The following is a 21432-nucleotide window of genomic DNA, read 5'->3' as shown; positions in this document are numbered from 1 at the left end:
CTGAGGGGGTTCAGATGAAAATTCAGGCAGTAAGTGCTGCGCTTGGGGTCACCGTTCTGGTGGTCGGATGTTCCAATGAGCCGGAGATGGCTCCGCTGGCGGCAGATATGGTTATCTACCCGGTACTCGCGGTTGAGAACCCGGAATGCCCTCCGGGCGAGACCCAGGAGGATTACGAAGAGGCTGTTGAAGAGATCTTCGTCGAGAAAGAGTTGACCTGCTATGTGGTCGCCACAGATCGCCGGATTGAGGTCACCGATGCTGAAGTCGGCATCACCGAAGTGGAGAACAGCACTCAAGATGCTCTGCTCCTGCACTTGGGGGAGGAAGAAGCTGAGGCGTACTCGGACCTCTCGGCGGAGCTCTCAGAGGTGCCGTACCCCGATAATCTGACGCTGGTGACTGTCGACGGACAGTTTTTCCTTGCACCTACCGTCAATGCGCATATCACTGACGGTCAGATGGAGATCACTGGCAATGACGACCCCGAAGATCTCCACCGCACCCTCACGGAGTAGCGGATTCACATGAGCGTTCGAGTAGCAGGCTCATGACCACTCCAAGGAGCAGGAAGCTTCCTGCTTGAGCGATGACATCAAACGTTAGTCCCTCGGTTGCCAGGGCGAGCGTCATCCAGGTGAGCACGCTGACAATGAAGATCCCGTAGACGGCTTTCTCAAACATCGCAGCTACTAGCAGCTCAAACCCGGTCGCGGTACTTCTGACTGACTGCCTGGGGTGTAACACCGAGGGCAAGGGCGATCTCCAGCCAGGTGACTCCGCGGCGTCGAGCGTCGACGATGTTCTCTTCGAGAAGGCTCTCTGCGTAATCGAGCATCTTTGCAGCAGCGCGGATATCAGCGGTGGCTTCTGGGCCCCGACGAGTTGCGGGGTCCGGCTCGATGCCTTCCTCGAACCGCTGAACCGCATCCTCCACGCTGAGCTTCTTATGAGACTTGGTTGCCATGGGACGGGTCTCCTTACTGGGGCCAGTACTTTCGACGGGCTTTCATGGCGTGCACTATGAGGTGTTCGTCATCGGTGGTGAGGACTCCGACTTCCAGCATGGTGCCGTTGAACGCGGGCCCGATGAGAATTGTCAGTCGGTGATCTCCCTGCTCCTTGAAGTGACCGATATGATTGCGCAAGGCGTGAAGGATGTCATCGTCGCTAAACCCATGTTTCCTTGCTGGAGTCACCACTCGGAGGTTTTTCCTATATTCCAGGCTAGATGAGGCCAAGGCTGAGAACAAGAGTTCTTTTCTTGTCACTGCCCCTCCTCGGAGCTCAACGGCAGCAGGATTGAGGGTTCGAGCTCGCCGATGAGGAGCATGGGGTTGATGTATTCCCCGTGCAGGCGCACGCCCCAGTGCAGGCAGGGTTGTCCCTCGCAGTGAGTGCTGCCGTCCTCGTAGCTTCCCAGACTGGCAACGACCTCGCCCTCGCTGACCCCATCGCCTTCGGCCAGTTCTGACTCCACTGGTTCGAAGGAGCTCACGTAGCCGCCTCCATGATCGATGCTGAGCACCTCGCGGTTGACCACTACCCCGGAGAAGCTGACCACCCCGTCTGCCGGAGCGTGGATCTCACCACCAGAAGACACAGCAAGATCCACACCCCGGTGGCCGGCCGCCCACGGGGCCGGGGGAGCGGCGAACTCCTCCACCACTTCACCGGAAACAGGTGCCTGCCAGCGCGGATGGCCATCCCCGGCCGTGGCCGGTGGCATGCCCACCAGAATCAGCACACAGAAGACCACCGCCACGACCTGATGCGGCCGGGGCGCGAAAAACAACGGCCGTCCGCTAGCAGGAAACGGAAGCGGCGTCGTCGCCGATGCCTGTGTGCCCATGGCACCAGAGTGGGTTCTGCCTGCCGCACAATGCGGAGAAAGCCGCCATACTGTGGAGAGCCCGGTGTGTCCTGAAAGGCCCGCGACAGTTGGGGAAAACGCCGCCGACAGGCTAGACTAGGCTTCCGCAGTTGACTGTGCGCGCCCGCGGTGTGCCCAATCAGCTGACTACGCGCGTGAACTGCCGCCTGGATCACTCCAGGCGGGGCGATCCCTTCGGTCCATATAATCCGCTCCTGACCAGGAGCTTTTTGTGTGTTCAGGGAACGGGTGGGCAACAGCCTCAGCTCACGCTAGGAACCGGGGAGAACCCGGAACTACCAAGTAACCGATAAACAAAAAGCCGGTGCTGCATGGTCCGCCATGTTCTAAGCCCGGCACCGAAAGGAATGACAATGCCTGTCGTCACTATGCGCCAGCTGCTCGACTCCGGTGTCCACTTCGGCCACCAGACCCGCCGCTGGAACCCCAAGATGAAGCGCTACATCTTCACCGAGCGCAACGGCATCTACATCGTCGACCTCCAGCAGTCGCTGAGCTACATCGACCGGGCCTACGAGTTCATCAAGCAGACCGTCGCCCACGGTGGCTCCATCCTCTTCGTCGGCACCAAGAAGCAGGCCCAGGAGGCCATTGCCGAGCAGGCCACCCGCGTTGGCCAGCCCTACGTCAACCACCGTTGGCTCGGCGGTATGCTCACCAACTTCCAGACCGTCTCCAAGCGTGTGCAGCGGATGAAGGAACTCGAAGAGATCGACTTCGACGACGTCGCCGGCTCCCAGTACACCAAGAAGGAACTGCTGCTGCTCTCCCGCGAGCTGGAGAAGCTGCAGTCCAACCTCGGCGGTATCCGCAACATGAACAAGACCCCCTCCGCCATCTGGGTTGTGGACACCAACAAGGAGCACCTGGCCGTGGACGAGGCCCGCAAGCTGGGCATCCCGGTCATCGCCATCCTGGACACCAACTGCGATCCCGATGAGGTCAACTACCCGATCCCGGGCAACGACGACGCCATCCGCTCCGTGGACCTGCTCACCCGCGTGGTGGCAGACGCCGCAGCAGAGGGCCTGATCGCCCGCGACGAGAAGCGCGGCGGCGGTTCCGCCCCGGCTGAGCCGATGGCTGAGTGGGAGCGCGAGCTGCTCGAGCAGCACGCTGCAGAGCAGCAGGCAGCTGAGTCCACCGAGGCTAAGGCCGAGGAGACCCCCGAGCAGGCTGCTGCCGAGGCTGAGGAGACCCCCAACGCTGAGGCCGCTGAAGCTGCTGAGAAGACCGAAGGCTGATCACTTTCCTTAACTGAGAGGACACCCGAAACTCATGGCGAACTACACTGCTGCCGACATCAAGGCCCTGCGCGAGCGGACCGGCGCCGGCATGATGGACGTCAAGAAGGCCCTGGACGAGGCCGACGGCGACATCGACAAGGCCATCGAAGCCATCCGCATCAAGGGCCTGAAGGGCGCGGCGAAGCGTGAAGGCCGCTCCGCTGCAGAGGGCATCGTGCTGGCCAAGGTTGTAGACGGCACCGCCGGCTACCTCCTCGAGGTCAACGCCGAGACCGACTTCGTGGCGAAGTCCGATAAGTTCGTCGGCCTCGCCGAGAAGGTCCTGGACACTGCAGTGGCCAACGGCCTGGACAGCGTCGAGGCCCTGCTCGAGGCCGAGATCGAGGGCAAGAAGGTCTCCGACTACGTCACCGAAGAGGGCGGCGCCGTCCTCGGTGAGAAGATCGTGGTCCGCCGTCTGGCCAAGGTCACCGGCTCCTACGTCGATGCATACCTGCACAAGACCTCCAAGGATCTCCCCGCTCAGGTGGGTGTGCTGGTGGCTGTTGACGCCGACAGCGATGACGCCAAGACTGCCGCACACGATGTGGCCGTCCACGGCGCTGCACTGGCTCCGAGCTACCTCACCCGCGATGAGGTCCCCGAGGAGACTGTGGCCAATGAGCGCCGCATCGCCGAGGAGACCGCTCGGGCAGAGAACAAGCCCGAGCAGGCTATGCCGAAGATCATCGAAGGCCGCACCAACGCATACTTCAAGGAGCATGTGCTGGTGGACCAGCCCTTCGCCAAAGACCCCAAGGTCTCCGTGGCCAAGGTTCTGGAGCAGGCTGGCACCCAGGCAACCGGCTTCGCCCGGTTCCGCGTCGGCTCCTGACCGCTCGCGGTAAGATAGCCGAAAACGCGGGGACACCCCGCGACCCGAACTAACGCTGAGGGGGTGACCACCACATTCGGTGGTCACCCCTTTTGTGTGCCCGAACCGATGCTGAGGAGCCAGATGTCTGAGAACCCACCCAGCCGACGTCGAGTACTGCTGAAACTCTCCGGGGAGGTCTTCGGCGGCGGAGCCGTGGGCGTTGACCCCGCCACCGTGCGAGGGATCGCCGAACAGATTGCTGCCGTCCGAGACAAAGTCGAGGTCGCCGTCGTCGTCGGAGGTGGCAACTTCTTCCGCGGCGCTGAGCTCTCCGCAGCCGGAATGGACCGAGCCCGGGCCGATTACATCGGCATGCTCGGCACCGTGATGAACGCCCTGGCCCTGCAGGACTTCCTCGAACAGTCCGGGCAGCCCACCCGCGTGCAGACCGCCATCGGCATGGCCCAGGTGGCCGAACCCTATATCCCGCTGCGCGCTATCCGGCATATGGAGAAGGGCCGAGTTGTAGTCTTCGGTGCCGGCGCAGGTATGCCCTACTTCTCCACCGACACCGTATGCGCCCAGCGGGCTCTGGAAGTCGGTGCGCAGATGGTTCTGATGGGTAAATCAGGGGTCGATGGCGTCTACACCGCCGATCCCCGGAAGGACCCCACTGCTGAGAAGCTCGACCGCCTGACCTACACCGAGGCGCTGCGCCGTGACATCCGGGTGATGGACCAGACCGCGATGACCATGTGCAATGACAACGGCCTGGACATGCGAGTCTTCGGCATGGAGGGCGAAGGCGATGTCACCCGCGCCCTGCTGGGCGAGGAAATCGGCACCCTCGTCACCCCCTGAGGACCCTGCATCGTCTCCGACGATAGACTGTGACCCAGCACCCGTACCCACAAGGAGAGACCAGTGACTGACGAAACCCTGCTCGAGGCTGATGAGCAGATGCAACGGACCCTAGAGGCCACCAGTGAGGACTTCGCGACTGTGCGCACAGGCCGGGCCAACCCCGCTCTGTACTCCAAGGTCCTGGTGGACTACTACGGCGCCCCCACCCCGCTGCAGCAGCTGGCATCCTTCAACACACCGGACGCCCGGACCATCCTGATCACCCCTTACGATGCCGGCGCCATGCGCGATATCGAGAAGGCGCTCTCGGATTCCGAGATCGGCGCCAACCCCTCCAATGACGGCAAGCAGATCCGGATCACGATGCCGGAGCTGACCGAGGAACGCCGCAAGGAGTACGTGAAGCTGGTGAAGTCCAAGGCGGAGGATCACAAAGTCTCGGTCCGCAACGCCCGCCGCAAGGCCAAGGACACCATCGACAAGGCCGTCAAAGACGGTGACATCGGTGAAGACGACGGCGAGCGGGCTCTGAAGGAGCTCGACGGTCTGACCAAGCAGTACACCGAGCGCATCGACGATATGGCCAAGCGCAAAGAGGCCGAGCTCCTCGAGGTGTGAGCCCCCAGTGAGCCAAGCCGGCACGGTGGCTGAAAAGCCAAAACGTCAGATCAAAGCCGGACGGAACCTCCCGGCGGCGATCGCAACCGGTGCGGCACTGCTGATCCCAGGGGTTTTTGGAATCTTCTGGTTCCAACCCCTGCTGATCGCCATCTGGATCGTGGTGCTCTGCCTGGGCGTCTGGGAGGTGGCCCGGGCACTGGAGCACCACACCGCGGAAACCACCCAGCCCCTTCGCATCCCCAAGGCGCCGCTGTATTTGGGAGCCGCAGCCATGCCTGTGGCCGCCTATTGGGGTAGAGTCGAAGCCCTCACCCTGGGACTGATGATCACCGGGGTCGCCATTATGGTCGGAGCAGTACTCTGGCGAGTCACCGACCCCGGCCGCAGTATTGTGGCCTCACTGTTCGTCGCCTGCTGGGTGCCCTACCTCATCTCCTTCGCCCTGCTGCTGATTCAGATCCCGCAGGGGGAGTGGCGGCTGGTCGTCGTCGTGCTTCTTGTAGTCTCCAATGACACCTTCGGCTATATCGCTGGGGTCCTCTTCGGCAAACACCCCATGGCACCGAAGGTCTCACCGAAGAAGTCCTGGGAAGGGTTCGCCGGATCCCTGATCGGGGCAATGCTGGTCGGTGTGCTGGCCTCCTGGCTGATCTTCGATGAGCCTCTGCATATTGGCGCAGCCCTGGCAGTGGCAGTGGTCATCGCAGCAACTGCAGGGGACTTCAGCGAGTCAATGGTCAAACGAGAACTCGGGGTCAAGGATATGTCCCAGGCCCTGCCGGGGCACGGCGGAGTCATGGATCGGCTCGATTCCCTGGTCTTCGCGATGCCCACCGCCTACTTCGTGATCGTGGCGTTGACCCAGGATACGGCCGGTCTGCCGTTAGGCTTATAGCTATGGCTACCACTTCCGCACCGCTGTTCACGCTGCTGGACGATAACGAGCAGGGTTATGACCGCGCTGAGGTTGACCACTTCATGGCCCTGGCGCGTGACGCCTACGACTCCGGCCGTGGCATGCCGCTCTCCGAAATCCGGAAAGCCAGCTTCACCCTGGGGCCCGGCGGATACAACCCCGCCGAGGTCGACTCCGCCCTGGACCGGCTTGAGGACGCCTTTGCCGGTGCCGAGCGCGACCGCTACATCGAACAGTACGGCGAGGACGCCTGGTACGAACAGCTCCACCTGCGCTCCCAGCCCCTGCGGGCCCGAATGGAACGCCCCGATGGTCAGCGTTTCCGTGAGCCCACCGAGGAGAACAATGTGGGTTACCGCAAGGACGAGGTCGATCAGCTGTGCAAACAGCTCGAGGCATACCTCGACGGCGAGAACCCCATGAGCGTGGACGAGATCCGCACCATCACCTTCAAAACCGCCGCAGGCAACCAGGGTTACGACGAGGCGCAGGTCGACGCCTTCCTGGACCGGATGACCGAAATCATGGCCTCCGTGGGCTGATCCCAGGGTGTTCCCCACTACCGCCTGGCCCGAACTCGAAGTCATCCGGGAACTGCCAGGGGGTGCTCGCAACGAGGTCCACGGCCTCACCACCGGATGGCAACAGCGGCCGGGGTCCATCTCCGCTGCGGACCTCCTTGCCGGATATCGGCGCGGTGGTGATATCGATCTTGATGCGATGCCCGAGCAGGTCGTGGACTACATTCTTGAAGCCCTGGCCCAGGCGGAGCCGAGCAATGGCTGTGCGGTCCATGGGGACGCGGGAGTCGGAAACGGATGACGCCTTCTTCGATCTCACCCAGGTAGGTGATGGAACTCCGGCGCAAGGCCTGGCAGCCCATGCCTGGGAGATCGCCGTCTGCTGGCATGCCGAACCGGATTATGCCCGGTCCCTGCTGCCTGCCGGAGACCTCCTCAACTCCTGAGCAGGTACGGCCGAAGGGCCTCCTCGCGCTGGCGCTCGGCATGGGCGGCGCAGCCGGCCCGATCCCAGATCCAGCGCAGTAGAGTCTTCAACATTGTGATCACTCCTGAATCTCCAGCGCGTCAACATGGTGTTGGCGTACAACCAGTAAGGGGTAGGTCAGAGCAGCTGCCAGAACCCCGGCCACGGCCAGGTGCAGAATGGTGAATCCATAGACTTCGGCCACGAATCCGCCCAGCAGGGCGCCGGCCGGGGCGAGCCCCGAAGTGGCCGTCTGGGCGGTGCCGTTGAAGCGTCCCAGCATCCGGCCCGGCACGAGCTTCTGGGCCAGGGTCATGAAGATGACATTGCCGACAGTCAGCGAATAGCCCAGCAGCAGCATGGTGCCGACCATCACCCAAGGGGTTGGCCAGATGACCTGAATGATCAGCAGAACCGGCATCACCCAGAATCCAGCCATCATCAGCGGGAACTCATCGATCACCTTCAGTATCCGGCTGGTGGTCAAAGTCGCGGCCACCGCGCCCACGGCCATGATCGTGATGTAGAGCGGGAAGATCTCCGCCGGTACACCCACCGGGGCTTGGGGACCGACCATCCAGAGCACAAAGACCGCCATATAGGCCGCCGAGGCGAAGTTCGCCGCCAGGGCCATGGTGAAGATCGGTCGCAGCACCCGGTGTTGGAGGATGAAACGCAAACCTTCGCGGATATCGCGCAGTGCACCGGCCACCACCGGGGGAGTGGGCTCATCTGCAGGAGCCTCCTCCTGCGGTGCCCGGAAGCTGCGTCCGCGCAGCCCCCACCACAGCACCACGACGGCGAGCACGCCGAGCAGTCCCGGCACACCGAAGATCCATGAAGCACCAACCAGCACGAGCAGGGCGGCAATAGGTGCTCCGATAATGTCCTCAAAGATGAACATCGCGCCCTGGATCCGGCTGTTGGCCGCGGCCAGCTGGGACCGCGGCGCGACCTGCGGCACCATCGCTCCATTGGCCGATGCGATGAAGACCCCACCCAGGGCGTAGAGAAGCATGAGGCCTGCCAGTGCCCAGAGGGTGAGATTCCCAGTGAGGATGACGGCGACCATGCCGAAGACCAGGCCCACACGGGCGCCCATGGCGACCAGGCGGAGGCGGCGTCGGTCCGTGCGATCGACAATCAGCCCCACCAGAATCCCCAGCAGAGCAGGCAGTTGGATTGCCGCAGAGATGATCGAGATCTCCTGCGGGGACTGGGTGAGAGTGGCAGCCACCAGGGGTACTCCGGCGAAGAGAATGCCCCCAGCCAGCGCATTGAGCGCGACCGTGCCTAGGTGGACATTGAAATCCCGACCGAGTTTTTCGGTAGTTGCGGTGTCGGTGGTCTGTGACATCGTGACTGACTCCGTAGACTAGTACCAAGAAACAATTGCAGAGGTTTCTCTGCAAGATTATGTCTGCAACTATACGACTGCAAAGGTTTTTCTGCAATATGTCTGAGAAGCGCACCGCTGCCGAACGTTGGCCTGAGAACGCCCAAATCAAGGACGCCCAGTCCCTGAAGGCGTTCACACATCCCCTGCGGCGACGCATTCTGGACTATCTGAGTGAGGTCGAAGAGGCGACTTCAACTACCCTCGCCAAACACTTGGGGGAGTCCACGGGGCAGACCTCCTACCATCTGAGGCAGTTGGCCAAATACGGCTTCGTCCAGGAGGTCGAAGACAAGGGCACAGCCAGAGAGCGCTGGTGGAAATCCGGTGGGCTGAATATGGAAGCCGATGATCTGCAGTCCCTGACCCAAGAGAACCCGCAGCTGATGCAGACCCTCGCCGAACAGCAGGTCTCCTATAACGCCCGTAAGCTCTTGGAATACTTCCGCGGGATAGGGGATGAGGATCCCACCTGGGCGGAGGTGGGTCTGACCAGCACAACCACTACCACCATGACCAGTGATGAGCTTTTGGCGCTCCGGGAGGAGCTGTGGGATGTCATGGACCGGCACACTGATGCCGCCAAGGACCGCCGCGAGGATGAGGGGCAGGAGGGCGCCCGTCGCGTCCGCATCAATATGGCGGTGTTCCCCCTGCCCCCAGGGGATACAGAGGATGGCTGACCCACTAAGCGATTAACCACTGAGCTGAGTAGGGGAGAGAATCACGTGACCGCATCGCAGGCTGCCGACGACGACGTCGTCGTGTATCAGAGCATTCGGGAGCGGCCCAAGCCCACCCAATCGCTGGATGCACTGCACAGAATTCTGCGTTTCGCTGCGCTGATGGGCAGCCTGCTGCTGTGCGCCCTGACGGCGCTGCTGCAGCTGGCGATCATCTCAGGGGCTCATGAATGGCCCCTGTGGTGGCTGACCGGTGTGCCTTTGGTGGGGATTGTGATTGCCGCCGTGGCCGGGGCTATCCGAGTCTTCAGCGCAGCTCGAAGAGTTTCTCCGTAACCACTTCGGCCCGGGCGTTGGAGAAGACCTGCTCCTCGCCGATCTCCTCGAAGCCTCGAGAAGTCAGGATCTTCAGGGATCCGTGATTATCCACGACCACTCGTGCCCGCAGCGGTCGGGCGGAGAACTCCTCAAGGAAGAGGTCGATAGCTGTTGTGGTGACGCCTTTGCCCCAGAACTGCTTATCGGTCCAGAACATCACCTCGTGGCAGTCCTCATCGCGGAAGACGGCGATAGATCCCGCTGGTGCCCCATCCACGTCGATGGTGCGGACCAGGGAATTCTCATCTCCCAGCAGTTCACCCCAATGGTGGTCGAAGATCCCCCGGTCCTTGGGGTTGGTGGGGGCGAAGCCAGCCATATGGGCGGCGTCGGCATCCTGCTGAAAACGGAAGAATTCGTCCAGATCGCCCGACGCCACATCGCGCAGGGTGATCTTCATATTGGGCGTGCTCATGGCCCCAGCCTACCTGTTCTCATTGACCCCTGAATTCGCCGCCGTCGGCCCTTGCCGGGATAATGGGGCCCATGTCCGAACACCCCCGCCGCGTTGCCGTCCTGGGCTCCACCGGTTCCATCGGCACTCAGGCTCTCGAGGTGATCGCCGCCCACCCGCAGCGCTTTGAACTCGTGGCCCTCTGTGCAGGGGGCTCCAATACTGCCCTGTTGGCTCAACAGGCCCAACAGTTCCAGCCACGGCTGCTGGGTGTTTATAACGACGACGCCGCCAAGACCCTGTCCGATCAGCTCGGCGAGAGCTGCCCCAACACTCAGATCCTGGCGGGTCCAGAGGCAGCCGAGCAGATCGCAGCGGAGTCCGGGGCCGACGTCGTACTCAATGCCATCACCGGATCCATCGGACTGAAACCGACTCTCGCTGCTCTGAAGACGGGCGCGACCCTCGCACTGGCGAATAAGGAGTCCCTGGTTGTCGGCGGTGCCCTGGTGCAGCAGGCAGCCCAGCGCCCCGGCCAGGTGGTGCCGGTGGATTCGGAGCATTCCGCGCTGGCCCAGGCCCTGGCCTCCGGCCGCCATCAGAAGGGGCTCTGCGCGGTCCCCGAGGCCGGCCGCAGCGAGCTGAGCGGACACAGTGAGGTCAGCAAACTGGTGCTGACCGCATCCGGCGGCCCCTTCCGCGGGTGGGAGGCTCAGGCCCTGGCCTCGGTGACACCTCAGCAGGCGCTGAAACACCCCAATTTCGCCATGGGACTGATGGTCACCACGAATTCCGCGACCATGGTCAATAAGGCACTGGAGGTCATCGAGGCGCATCTGCTCTTCGACGTCCCGCTGCCGCAGGTGGAGACCGTTATCCACCCCCAGCAGTACATCCACTCCCTGGTGGAGTTTCAGGACGGCTCCACTATTGCGCAGGCCGGCCCACCGCGGATGCTGGTGCCCATCGCCCTGGGGCTCTCCTGGCCTGACCGGCTGGAGCGGGTGGATACCCCCATCGATTGGACCCACCCCATGAACTGGGAGTTCGAACCCCTGGACCACAATGCTTTCCCCGCCGTGCAGCTTGCCAAACAGGCAGCGGCCAGTTCGGCGACCCATATGGCGGTCTATAACGCGGCCAATGAGCAGGCGGTCACCGCTTTCCACGCCGGTCGGCTCAGCTTCACAGGGATCCTCGCCACCGTGGAGGAGGTCTTGGCCGCCCATACCGGTGTGCCGCAGGCAGATGCCGATCTCGAGGCTGTCCTGGGCGCTGAGACCTGGGCGCGTGCCCGGGCCGAGGAGCGCATCACGGAGGTGGGTGCGTGACTGGCCTCATGGCCCTGATCGGGATCCTGATCATTGTGGTGGGCATCATCCTGTCCATCGCCCTGCATGAGATCGGGCATCTGGTCCCGGCCAAACTGTTCAAGGTCAGGGTCACCCAGTACATGGTCGGATTCGGCCCCACCCTGTGGTCGAAGACCAAGGGGGAGACCGAGTACGGGGTCAAGGCCGTACCCCTGGGCGGATATGTCGCGATGATCGGCATGTACCCCCCACCTGAAGAGACCACAAAGAAAGACGACGCCGCCGAGGCCCCCGACTCCGAGGACTCTGGGCCTAAAGACCCATATCTGCAACACGTCGGCGCCCAGTACGCCGCGCCCCCCGTTGAACGCAGTGCGGCGGCCGAACATGTCCCCGATGAGCAGAAGCAGACGGTCACCTCGCATTCCACGGGGCTTTTTCAGCAGATGTCTCAGGACGCCCGGGAGGTCGCCGCCGAGGAGCTGAAACCGGGGGATGAGGACCGGATGTTCTACCGGCTCTCCACCTGGAAGAAGATCATCATCATGCTGGGTGGTCCCGCCATGAACGGGATTCTGGCCCTGCTGCTGACCGCCGGGACTATCTCAACCCATGGGATGAACACCACGACTACCCAGGTGGCCGACACCTTTGAGTGCATCACCACAGTTGAGGTTGAGGACGCCGCCGAGGGGGCCACACAGCGGGAGTGCGGTCCCGATGACCCACCGGGGCCAGCCCATGAGGCCGGCCTCGAACCCGGTGATGAGATCACATCCTTCGGCGGCCAGGAGGTTGAGGACTGGGAGCAGCTCACCGAGCTGATTCGCGACTCCGCCGGTGAGAGCTCCCAGCTGCAGTACCTGCGCGAGGGCGAGGAACACACCACTGAGATCACCCCGATTCTCACCGAACGGCCCGTTGAGGCGGCCCTGGGGCGTCCGGAGCGTGACAGCGATGGCAACCTCGTCACTGAGCCGGCGGGATTCATCGGTGTGGTCTCCCAGACTGAGGTCCAGCAGCAGCCCCCATGGGAGGCAGGTCCCATGGTGGTCGAACAGACCCAGGCCATCGGTGGGGTCATCCTGAATCTGCCCCAGCATGTCTATTCGGTGGCAGTCTCCACATTCACAGCCGAGGAGCGGGACCCCGATGGGCCGATGTCTGTGGTCGGAGTCGGCCGGATCGCCGGTGAGATTTCCGTTCAGGAGGACATCGCCTGGGAGACCCGGTTCGCCACGCTGATGTCGATGCTTGCTGCGGTGAACCTCGCGCTGATGGTGTTCAATCTCATCCCGCTGCTGCCGCTGGACGGCGGTCATGTCGCCGGTGCCCTCTATGAGTCTCTGCGCCGGATGCTGGCCAAACTCTTCCGCCGGCCTGATCCCGGTCCTTTCGATATCTCCAAGCTGCTGCCGTTGACCTATGTGGTGGCGATTCTGATCTTTGGCATGGGCGGCCTTTTCATATTGGCCGATATCGTCAACCCGATCAGACTCTTCGAATAGCGGGGCTCGACTCTGCACTCTGAGCAATCCGCCGTACCATGGAGTACATGACCGCTATCAATCTCGGTATGCCCACGGTCAAGGAGCCGCCGCCAGTTTTGGCACCGCGGCGCAAGACCCGCAACTTCCAGGTGGGCGACGTCGGCGTGGGCAGCGACCACCCCATTTCGGTGCAGTCCATGACCACCACCAAGACCCATGACATCAACGCGACCCTGCAGCAGATCGCGGAGCTGACAGCTTCCGGCTGTGACATCGTCCGGGTGGCCTGCCCCACCGATAAGGACGCCCAGGCGCTGCCGATCATCGCGCAGAAGTCGCAGATCCCGGTGATCGCCGATATCCACTTCCAGCCGAAGTATGTCTATGCCGCCATTGAGGCCGGCTGCGGTGCGGTTCGGGTCAATCCCGGCAATATCCGTAAATTCGACGACCAGGTCGGCGAGATCTCCAAGATGGCTAAGGACCACGGGGTCTCCCTGCGGATCGGCGTCAACGCCGGGTCCCTGGATAAGCGGCTGATGGACAAATACGGCAAGGCTACCCCGGAGGCCCTGGTGGAGTCCGCGGTCTGGGAGGCCAGCCTCTTTGAGGAGCATGACTTCCACGACTTCAAGATCTCGGTGAAGCACTCCGATCCGGTGATCATGGTCGAGGCCTATAAGCAGCTGGCGGAAGCTGGTGACTGGCCCCTGCATCTCGGTGTCACCGAGGCAGGTCCTGCCTTCCAGGGCACCATTAAGTCGGCTACTGCCTTCGGTGCGCTGCTGAGCGAGGGAATCGGAGACACCATCCGGGTCTCGCTCTCCGCTCCGCCGGCTGAGGAGGTCAAGGTCGGCAACCAGATCTTGGAGTCGCTGAACCTGCGGCCGCGCAAACTGGAGATTGTCTCCTGCCCCTCCTGCGGTCGTGCTCAGGTGGATGTCTACACTCTGGCCGATGAGGTCACCGCTGGCCTGGAGGGCATGGAAGTGCCTCTGCGTGTGGCAGTTATGGGCTGTGTGGTCAATGGTCCCGGTGAGGCTCGCGATGCGGACCTCGGTGTGGCCAGTGGCAACGGCAAGGGCCAGATTTTCGTCAAGGGCGAGGTCATCAAGACTGTGCCCGAGGACCAGATCGTCGAGACCCTGATCGAAGAGGCCAACCGGATCGCAGAGGAGATGGGCCTGGAGTCCGAATCAGAGGGAGCCGGCGCAGGTGCCCCTGTGGTCTCCGTCGGCTAGTGCCGATTCTCGTCTAGCCCGGGCCACTGACGGCGCCGTCCGGGTACTGACCGGTGCTGATACCCACGCCCTGCACCAGCTGCTGGAGAAGGATCTCGCTGCGAATGTCACCGTGACTGCTGCAGTCCGCCAGCGGGGCACGGCTGAGCGTGGCAAAGGCCGTGACGGTGCTCTGCTATTGGGTATAGATAACGACGGCGCCTCCACGGGTGGTCAGCTGGCCTCCGCTTGCTGGGTGGGTTCCAATATCATCCCGGTGGGTGCGGATGCCGAGTCCGCTGAGCTTTATGGGGCGGCTGCCAGAGCATTGCGCCGCCGGGTTTCGTCCATCTATGGCCGGGCTGATGCTGTACTGAGTCTCTTTGAGGCCACCGGCTGGGGGAATCACCGTGAGGTGCGGGCTGAGCAGCCTTTGATGACGATCACCGGGGGGCCGCAGATCACCCCGCTGCAGGGGGTCCGTCGTTCCCGGATCGAGGAGTTCCCCGCTGTGGAGCGGGCCTGTGCGGCGATGTTCGCTGAGGAGCTGGGATTCTCTCCCTATGATCACGGGGCGAGTCAGTATCGAGCGCGCATCCGCGGTCTGATCAAAGCAGGGCATTCGCTGGTTGCTGTGGATCCCGAGACCCGGCAGATCACGTTCAAGGCCGAGTTCGGGGCGGTCACCGATGAGGTCATCCAGATTCAGGGTGTGTGGGTGAACCCGGACTGGCGTGGCCAGGGGCTGGCGGCCCCGGGGATGGCCGCTGTTGTTGAACGGGGGCTCCAGCTGGCACCTATGGTCAGCCTCTACGTCAACAGTTGGAATACGGCAGCCATCCGCGCCTACGAACGTGTGGGCTTCCAGCGCGATGGCACCTACGCCACCGTGCTGTTCTGAACTTTCCTGAGTCTTTCTGCGACTAATGAGCACCAGTACACATTCGCGTCACCCTGGCGCTGCATATGAAGGGGATATTCGTGATCATCAATCAGGCCATCACTCGTTCCACGGGAGTAGCTACCCTTGCCATCCTGGCTTGACGAGAGTGCCTCAGAGGTCGAACTCGTCCTGGAGCTCAATGTAGTGCCGACCGGGAGGGACATCCGAGGCCGTGACTGGCAGTTCGAGGGTGACCAAACAGCTGCATTCGAGGGCTCCCTCGTTGTTGAGTTGTCACAGTGAGCCAAGCATTAATCAAGAGGGGGAGTAATGAACGCAGGTACTAGGTTATTCCGTGCAGCGGGGATTGTAACCGTCTCAGCCCTCACGCTGACCGCTTGTGGCGACGGGGGTGCCGATGATGAGTCTGCTGATAACGGGAATACCCCAGCGGAGAGGAAGGCGAAGGTTCAACGTCGGAGGACATCGCTGACCTGATTCTGCTGCAGGATAAGCTTCCTGAGGATTTGCTATCGGGGCAACCATCCAGCAGGTCCGGCGCAGGAACTTGTGTCCAACGATATGGCCATCACTCTCTACACCGGAAAGGATGAGGCCGCCGCGTTCGAGGATGTAGACGCTGAGGTTTCAGAGGCTGTCCTTGATGAAATGGCGGACAAAGTCCTCACCTACCGGGGTGAATGAGTGCCGCTATGGCGAATAACAACGACTACTACCGCAGCGCAAAGCAGAACGCTGACGGACGCAGCGACCGGCATTGGGCAGTAGCCAACGCGCCCGGATCAACAATCTCTATGGGGATGCTGAGCAGTGGTTCCATGAGAACCCGGACAAAACAGGGCGAAGTGGGCCCCTGCGGTCACCAGAACCCGAGGGATGGCCGAAGCTTATCCTTATCGGCCTCGTCGGGCTGATCTTCTTCGGTGGACTGTCCTGGCTCTTTATGGATGGCCTTTCCAACATGTTTGGCCTTGAAGCATGGTGGACCGTGTTGATTGCCATAGTGTTCTTTGTCGGAGCATTAGCTGCTGGTGGCACTGTCTTGGTGGGGTTGGTGATGACGCTGATCTGGTCGCCTACTTCCTGGGTCGGGGTCTGACGCGCCTTATCTCATTGCCGTTCCGGAGCGAGGCGGAGAAGCAGAAGGCTCGGGAGAAACGGCAGGCACGGCAGGAGCGGAAAGAGCGACTCAAGAAGCAGGATCAGGCTAGGCGGGACGCGAAGCGGCAGAAGCGTCGCAGCTTTAGGTGAGGCAGACTCAGGCAGCCCGGGGTCGGGAACCACAGGCGCGGCTGTCTTCAAGTGGTCCCCCATGAGGTGGGGGTAGGTAGCCGTGGGATTTGAGCCGGTGGTGCCGTCGGCAGAGTGCCCAGAGGTTTGATCCTGTGGTGGGGCCGGCTCGTTCGTAGGGGATCTGATGGTCCAGATCAGATCGTTCGGCAGGGATGGTGCAGCCAGTGGCTTGGCAGATTCCGTCGCGGAAAATGACCGCGTCACGTAGTCGTTCAGGGGCGAATCGGCCGTTGTAGACCACCGTGAGGATGTCCCGGTCGGCACGCCGCTGGTTTGTGCGGGTGCCGGCGGTGTACCACTCATGATCGGCCTCGGGGTCAGCTGCCATCTTCCGGATGTCTGCCGCCGGGATGACGCTAGCCCGGTCGGCACTGATGGCCGGCTCGTCTGATTCCCCGGTGAGTGTTTCTTCGGGGACCATCACGCAGATCTTGGCGGAGATGGGTGTGCTGTAGCAGTGGCCATCCCGGAGCCAGGCGCTGAGGAGGTCGGCCTCCCTCTGGCGGATGGTGCGGTCATCAACGACGTCAGTGGCCCCTTCGTCACCGGGGCATTCGGAGTCCGGGTGATGGGCGTGGTGACCCACACGGCCGGGATGAGGCCCCTCGATGCGTTGATGAGGCGCGACGGAGTCACTCTGCAGACCTGCAGCATCGATGGCAGGCGGCTGGTCGGCATCTTTCGGCTGCGCCCGGTTCATGCCTCGTGTGGCGGCGTTGACCTTCTTCTCGATGGCCTTGGCCTCAATAGTGGGGATGAACAGTTCGACGAGGCTCATGCCGTCTTCACCGTGGTGGAAGCTGACGTGGCGGCCTTCCTTGGCTTCTTCGGCAGCCTCATTGAACAGCTCAATGTCTAGGTTCGGGATCCTACGGATAATCCAAGACCGTAATTCGGTGGGCGTCTTCCCCGGTGCTACTTCAACGAGTTCTTCGTCGATGATCTCCAGGAGGTCCTCACGGTGAATGAGCGGTGTAGTCTCCACGGCGGTTTTGCGCAGTTTGGCGAGGTCGATGGCTCCGGATCGGAAGGTTTTCCAGAACTTCGGCAGATGCTCACGCACGTATTCAGCGGAATTGAGGATGGCGGTAGCGGTCTGCTCCGTGGTCTCCAGTAAGAGGGCTGCGTGCCGGTTGGCGTCTCGTGTGGTGGCTCCCCGGAAGTGGATGTGGTCCCCGGCCACCTCGCGCTCACGCTGATTCCTGTACTCCAGCAGCAGAGCGATCTGCTCAGCGGTATTCCTACGGGCGGTTACACCGCGGTGATGGGCAGCAGCCAGCCGCGGCTCATCCATCAGATGAGCCACACGCTCCGGTACCTCCGGGCGGGGGTAGCGCTGCTGATCGTTCATATCATCGACACTACTTCCGACCCCGGACATGCCGAGATACCGGGCAAATCCTCTGTCTGGGACCCAATTTCTTCTCCATAAAACCACTGTACGAGGGAGTCCGGACACGGCGAGGTGCCTGCCGCGCTACCCGTGCAAAGGAGCAGATCAGAGCCCTGAACTGCCATTTTTGACTCTATGCATTAACGCTATAAGGCACCCCGGACACGTCCTCATTCCAGGGGTGCCTATCCACATTACGGACGGCAATGTCATGCACGCTCTGAAGTGCGCTTTCTGGCATAGACTTTCAACCATGACACTGGGGCAGGCGCTGGAAACAGGGGACATCTCCGCAGCTCGGCGCAGTCTGCGTGCCCTGACAACCACCGAGGAACATGACGAGGCCCTGGCAGCCCTTGCCCAGCATGCATCGGGGTCCTCTGAGGTCACCGAGCTCTTCATCGAGACCCTCGACGGCACCGGGGTAGTCCACCGCTTCGCCTCTGCGGCACTGCTGGACAAAGCCTCTGTGGACGACGTCGTCCAGGACTCCCTGATCTCCATTGCCGAGTCCATCGGCTCCTATAACGGTCGCGGCAAAGTCACCACATGGGTGCACAGCATTGTCCGCCGCCGGGTGGTCGATCACCTGCGCAGGCAGCGGGAGACCGCGCCGCTGCGCGAGGACAACGCCCCGGCTGCTCGGATGAGCTCCATGATCGCCACCCGCCGCACGGTGCAGGACGCGCTGGCCGCACTGCCGGAGATCTACCGGGTCCCGGTGACCATGCGCGATATTGACGGGGTGCCCTACGCGGAGATCGCCGAACAGCTCGACCGCTCAATAGGAACAGTGAAGTCCCAGGTCAGCCGTGGTCGCGCCATGGTGGCCGCGAGTCTTCAGGAGAACAACCCTGCTAATTGGGGCAAGGACACCTGATGGCCCAACAGCTCGACCACTACCGACTTGAAGAGATCATCGGGGTCGGTTCCTTCGCCTCGGTCTACCGTGCAGTGGATGAGCGTCTGGACTCCACAGTGGTGGTCAAGATGCTGGCCGAGAACCACAGCTTCAACCCTGAAATCCGGGAACGGTTCATCGCCGAAGGCCGCAGCCTGCGCCGGGTGGAGGGCTCCCATGTGGTCGCCATCCACGACATCGGCCAATCTGAACGCCAGCAGCCCTACCTCGTACTGGAATACGCCGACCGCGGGACCCTGCAGCAGCGAGTGGCTGACCTCTGGCGCACCGGTTGGCGGGCCACCCGGGAGGACATCCTCGCCTTTGCCCGTTCCCTGGCCGCGGCAGTGGACTCCGTGCACCGGGCCCAGTTGGTCCACCGTGATCTCAGCCCCGGCAATATCTTGCTGACCTCAAAGCCCTCCGAGCTGATCGGCAATGAGGCAAGCGGCCTGGAGGATGTGCAGATCCTGCGTGAGGATGAACGGCTGGTCATCGCCGATCTCGGCATGTGCAAGGACCTCGCCATGAACTCCGGACTCACCGTCTCAGGCGGCACCGCCGGATTCCGACCCCCGGAACAGGACGGCCCCGGCGTCGTCGATATCCGTGCCGATATCTGGGCGATCTCCGGTGTGGTGAAGTGGCTCGCCCAGGAAGCCGACCTCCCGAAGGAGTTCCATAAGGTCATCAAGCGCGGTATGGAGCCGAAACCCGCGCGCCGTCAGCGTGATGCAGCCGCCTGGCTGGCCGAAATCGAAGAGGCCCTGCCCCTGCCGGAGCCCGAACCTCAGGCGGTCACTTCCGCTGAGGTCGCACCGGCGCCTCAGCGGCGCTCCCTGGGAGTGATGGGCAAGGCCGTGATCGGGGTGCTGCTGATCGCAGCTCTAGCCCTCGGAGCAGGCCTGGGTTATCTGTTCAGTCCCGATGACGAGGAACAATGGCCGGCGACCTCCGAAGAAGGGGCCTCCCTGAGCATCTCCGGACCCGAGGAAGTTGAAGTCGGTGAAGAGGCAGTCTTCACCGCCGATGTGGAGGACCTCGAGTCCTGGGTCTGGTGGCTTCCAACCGGGGAACATGTGGCCGAGGAAGACGAGGTCTCCATGGTGCCCACCAGCCCTGGATCAGCCGAAGTCATCCTGCGGGCACGTCTGACCAACGGTGAAGAACTCGAGACCCGACATACCGTCCGCGTCACCGAATAAATAAGTTTTGAAATCGCCTGCAACCAATCGCCACCGGTCTGCGACTCATGGGCAGCACATCACCACGCAATGAAGGGGAAATCTCATGACACGCACAGTTAGCACTCCACTCCGCACTACACTCAGCGTCGCCGCTCTGGCTGCCCTGACACTGACCGCATGCGGGGATGACAACGACGACGCCGCTGAGTTCGAGGCTGCCGGCGGCGACGCCAGCGCAGGTCCCCAGGCCGAAGGCACAGAGGAAGAGGTCGACGAAGGGCCCGAGCTGCCGCAGGTGGATTCCGGGTTCACCTACGAGGATCTCTCCCAGAACGTCACCGTCACCGATACCCAGCGGCCGGAGAGGGATGAGGTCATCACCCCCACCGGCACCCTGAGCATCGATGAGGTCGAGACCATTGAATTCGTGGCCCCTGAGGAGGTCGGCCTCGACCCCCAGTATGAAGATGAGGACGAGGATGACTTCGACGCTGAGCCGCTGGACTATGCCCCTGCCGAGGGTGAAGAGTTCCGGGTCCTGAACCTCAGTTTCAGCCCCGATGACGAGGCCGATCACGGCACATCGACGTCAGTGGCCATCTCGGACGGTGGCGCCCAGGATCACCTCTTTGACCTCGGAAGCGAACAGCAGCACCGGGTGCTGGTTTCTGCCAGTGATGATGCCCAACTGGTGATCTCTTCGGACGGTCACGACCAGTACGTCGATATCTACACCGGCGAACGTGAAGAAGAAGAGATTGCCGCGGGATATTACCGGGAGATCACCCAGCAGGACCCCAGCCACACCTTCCCCATCGAAGACGGCTCTCTGCCCCTGCTCGACCGGAATGATGAGGCCGCTGATCCCTTTGAGGCTGAATACGACTTCCACATCTCTTCCGTTCGGCTGGTCGGCTGGGATGAAGAGAACGGTTGGGCGAGTGAGGGAGAGGCCTGGCTTCAGGTGGACTACGTCTTTGAGGTCGATGCCCGGGGTCCCAACTGGGGATCGGGGATCGAGGAAATCGACTGGACACTCCGAGCTGAGTCCGAGGGCGAAGAATTTACCTATGACTACGGTGAGCGAATCGGAGGCCCTCGCGACAGTTATGGAGATGAGGGCACCGCGAGCTTTGCTGTGCCCATCGAGACAGTCGACCTCGACCTCAGCTTTGACGGCACCGTGGGTGTCACCACCACCGACAGCTATACGCTGAGCGAAGGTAGCGCCTTCTCCTTCGAAAGTGAGCTCCTGGAGGTCTCCTTCCCCGATGAGCGTTTCGGCAGCGATGCCAGCGAGGTCGATGAAGCTGACGAGGAGAACGACGAGGACTCCGAAGACGATGCAGAAGACGCCGACGGCGCCGAGGATATCGACGAGGACGACTCCGATGAGGACTAAGAAACTCGCTCAGCCTCTGGGCTGAAGCATCTGTGAGTCTGAAGGTGGCTGGTCTGGGACTGGCTGGTCAGGATGGATGTCGGTCGTACCGAC

26 protein-coding genes are annotated in these 21432 nt (G+C 62.4%); 20 read left to right on the top strand and 6 right to left on the bottom strand.

The genetic code is table 11. From position 1 onward, the window contains the following. Positions 1–14 precede the first annotated feature (14 nt). Positions 15–518, top strand: a complete 504-nt coding sequence (locus HGQ17_RS11610) for a preprotein translocase subunit SecD family protein (RefSeq protein ID WP_168888110.1) — start codon at positions 15–17, stop codon at positions 516–518. Here the strand turns inward: HGQ17_RS11610 and HGQ17_RS11605 are convergent. Together HGQ17_RS11605 and HGQ17_RS11600 are read right to left on the bottom strand one after the other, a co-directional pair. After that, positions 508–684 (bottom strand): hypothetical protein, encoded by a 177-nt coding sequence (locus HGQ17_RS11605; protein WP_168888109.1) that lies wholly within the window; start codon positions 682–684, stop codon positions 508–510. The two genes, HGQ17_RS11610 and HGQ17_RS11605, sit on opposite strands and share 11 nt — an antisense overlap. Positions 685–700: 16 nt before the next feature. Beyond that, positions 701–967, bottom strand: coding sequence for a hypothetical protein (locus tag HGQ17_RS11600; RefSeq protein WP_168888108.1), 267 nt, complete (start codon positions 965–967; stop codon positions 701–703). Here HGQ17_RS11600 and HGQ17_RS11595 point away from each other — a divergent pair. Next, the gene (locus tag HGQ17_RS11595; protein ID WP_168888107.1) at positions 966–1235 is read left to right on the top strand and encodes a hypothetical protein; all 270 of its coding nucleotides are present in this window, start codon (positions 966–968) and stop codon (positions 1233–1235) included. The two genes, HGQ17_RS11600 and HGQ17_RS11595, sit on opposite strands and share 2 nt — an antisense overlap. Positions 1236–1267: 32 nt before the next feature. Here the strand turns inward: HGQ17_RS11595 and HGQ17_RS11590 are convergent, their stop codons facing one another. After that, positions 1268–1795 (bottom strand): M23 family metallopeptidase, encoded by a 528-nt coding sequence (locus HGQ17_RS11590; RefSeq protein ID WP_168888106.1) that lies wholly within the window; start codon positions 1793–1795, stop codon positions 1268–1270. Positions 1796–2247: 452 nt separating this feature from the next. Here HGQ17_RS11590 and rpsB point away from each other — a divergent pair, with 452 nt between their 5' ends. From rpsB to HGQ17_RS11555, 7 genes are all read left to right on the top strand, one after another. Further along, a complete protein-coding gene (gene rpsB / locus HGQ17_RS11585; RefSeq protein ID WP_168888105.1) occupies positions 2248–3138 on the top strand; it encodes a 30S ribosomal protein S2 in 891 nt (296 codons plus the stop codon). 34 nt (positions 3139–3172) lie between these two features. Then, positions 3173–4015, top strand: a complete 843-nt coding sequence (gene tsf, locus HGQ17_RS11580) for a translation elongation factor Ts (protein WP_168888104.1) — start codon at positions 3173–3175, stop codon at positions 4013–4015. A 108-nt stretch (positions 4016–4123) separates the two neighbouring features. Continuing rightward, a complete protein-coding gene (gene pyrH / locus HGQ17_RS11575; RefSeq protein WP_168888150.1) occupies positions 4124–4858 on the top strand; it encodes a UMP kinase in 735 nt (244 codons plus the stop codon). A 63-nt stretch (positions 4859–4921) separates the two neighbouring features. Beyond that, entirely contained in the window at positions 4922–5479 is a 558-nt protein-coding gene (gene frr / locus HGQ17_RS11570) for a ribosome recycling factor (protein WP_168888103.1), read from the top strand. A gap of 25 nt (positions 5480–5504) precedes the next feature. Continuing rightward, positions 5505–6377 (top strand): phosphatidate cytidylyltransferase, encoded by an 873-nt coding sequence (locus HGQ17_RS11565; protein WP_324615270.1) that lies wholly within the window; start codon positions 5505–5507, stop codon positions 6375–6377. A gap of 2 nt (positions 6378–6379) precedes the next feature. Continuing rightward, complete coding sequence (locus HGQ17_RS11560) at positions 6380–6940, top strand: DivIVA domain-containing protein (RefSeq protein WP_168888101.1); 561 nt, start codon at positions 6380–6382, stop codon at positions 6938–6940. A 7-nt stretch (positions 6941–6947) separates the two neighbouring features. After that, positions 6948–7220, top strand: a complete 273-nt coding sequence (locus HGQ17_RS11555; RefSeq protein WP_168888100.1) for a hypothetical protein — start codon at positions 6948–6950, stop codon at positions 7218–7220. Between the two features lie 244 nt (positions 7221–7464). Here HGQ17_RS11555 and HGQ17_RS11550 read toward each other — a convergent pair whose 3' ends face one another. Further along, positions 7465–8742, bottom strand: coding sequence for an MFS transporter (locus HGQ17_RS11550; RefSeq protein ID WP_168888099.1), 1278 nt, complete (start codon positions 8740–8742; stop codon positions 7465–7467). A gap of 98 nt (positions 8743–8840) precedes the next feature. Here HGQ17_RS11550 and HGQ17_RS11545 point away from each other — a divergent pair, with 98 nt between their 5' ends. Both HGQ17_RS11545 and HGQ17_RS11540 read left to right on the top strand, forming a co-directional pair. Further along, positions 8841–9464, top strand: a complete 624-nt coding sequence (locus HGQ17_RS11545; protein WP_168888098.1) for a winged helix-turn-helix domain-containing protein — start codon at positions 8841–8843, stop codon at positions 9462–9464. 45 nt (positions 9465–9509) lie between these two features. Next, on the top strand, positions 9510–9800 hold the full coding sequence (locus HGQ17_RS11540; protein ID WP_168888097.1) for a hypothetical protein: 291 nt from the start codon (positions 9510–9512) through the stop codon (positions 9798–9800). Here HGQ17_RS11540 and HGQ17_RS11535 read toward each other — a convergent pair. Further along, positions 9772–10257 carry a GNAT family N-acetyltransferase gene (locus HGQ17_RS11535; protein ID WP_168888096.1) on the bottom strand — a complete coding sequence of 162 codons (486 nt, stop codon included), beginning with the start codon at positions 10255–10257 and terminating at the stop codon, positions 9772–9774. The genes HGQ17_RS11540 and HGQ17_RS11535 overlap by 29 nt on opposite strands. A gap of 71 nt (positions 10258–10328) precedes the next feature. On the opposite strand from HGQ17_RS11535, the gene dxr reads away from it, so the two are divergent. The 6 genes from dxr (at position 10329) to HGQ17_RS11510 (ending at position 16262) form a co-directional block, all read left to right on the top strand. Next, complete coding sequence (dxr, locus tag HGQ17_RS11530; RefSeq protein WP_168888095.1) at positions 10329–11567, top strand: 1-deoxy-D-xylulose-5-phosphate reductoisomerase; 1239 nt, start codon at positions 10329–10331, stop codon at positions 11565–11567. An 8-nt stretch (positions 11568–11575) separates the two neighbouring features. Further along, positions 11576–13057, top strand: coding sequence for a M50 family metallopeptidase (locus tag HGQ17_RS11525; RefSeq protein ID WP_168888149.1), 1482 nt, complete (start codon positions 11576–11578; stop codon positions 13055–13057). A 47-nt stretch (positions 13058–13104) separates the two neighbouring features. After that, a complete protein-coding gene (ispG, locus tag HGQ17_RS11520) occupies positions 13105–14280 on the top strand; it encodes a flavodoxin-dependent (E)-4-hydroxy-3-methylbut-2-enyl-diphosphate synthase (RefSeq protein ID WP_168888094.1) in 1176 nt (391 codons plus the stop codon). After that, positions 14255–15160: a GNAT family N-acetyltransferase gene (locus HGQ17_RS11515; protein ID WP_168888093.1), complete on the top strand. Its 906-nt coding sequence runs from the start codon at positions 14255–14257 to the stop codon at positions 15158–15160. Before ispG ends, HGQ17_RS11515 begins: the two co-directional genes overlap by 26 nt. A gap of 564 nt (positions 15161–15724) precedes the next feature. Continuing rightward, positions 15725–15847: a hypothetical protein gene (locus HGQ17_RS15580; RefSeq protein ID WP_267873198.1), complete on the top strand. Its 123-nt coding sequence runs from the start codon at positions 15725–15727 to the stop codon at positions 15845–15847. Positions 15848–15920: 73 nt separating this feature from the next. Then, a complete protein-coding gene (locus HGQ17_RS11510; RefSeq protein ID WP_168888092.1) occupies positions 15921–16262 on the top strand; it encodes a hypothetical protein in 342 nt (113 codons plus the stop codon). Positions 16263–16421: 159 nt separating this feature from the next. Here the strand turns inward: HGQ17_RS11510 and HGQ17_RS11505 are convergent, their stop codons facing one another. Beyond that, complete coding sequence (locus HGQ17_RS11505) at positions 16422–17807, bottom strand: HNH endonuclease (RefSeq protein WP_168888091.1); 1386 nt, start codon at positions 17805–17807, stop codon at positions 16422–16424. A 295-nt stretch (positions 17808–18102) separates the two neighbouring features. On the opposite strand from HGQ17_RS11505, the gene HGQ17_RS11500 reads away from it, so the two are divergent. The 3 genes from HGQ17_RS11500 to HGQ17_RS11490 all read left to right on the top strand — a co-directional run bounded on the left by HGQ17_RS11500 (position 18103) and on the right by HGQ17_RS11490 (position 21339). Further along, positions 18103–18729, top strand: coding sequence for an RNA polymerase sigma factor (locus HGQ17_RS11500; RefSeq protein ID WP_168888090.1), 627 nt, complete (start codon positions 18103–18105; stop codon positions 18727–18729). Beyond that, on the top strand, positions 18729–19955 hold the full coding sequence (locus HGQ17_RS11495) for a serine/threonine-protein kinase (protein WP_168888089.1): 1227 nt from the start codon (positions 18729–18731) through the stop codon (positions 19953–19955). The genes HGQ17_RS11500 and HGQ17_RS11495 overlap by 1 nt, the downstream gene beginning before the upstream one ends. Positions 19956–20040: 85 nt before the next feature. Continuing rightward, on the top strand, positions 20041–21339 hold the full coding sequence (locus HGQ17_RS11490; protein WP_168888088.1) for a hypothetical protein: 1299 nt from the start codon (positions 20041–20043) through the stop codon (positions 21337–21339). Positions 21340–21432 lie beyond the last annotated feature (93 nt).

The sequence above is a fragment of the Nesterenkonia sedimenti genome, from assembly GCF_012641515.1.
GTDB lineage: Bacteria > Actinomycetota > Actinomycetes > Actinomycetales > Micrococcaceae > Nesterenkonia > Nesterenkonia sedimenti.
This window is presented reverse-complemented; position numbering and strand designations above follow the sequence as displayed.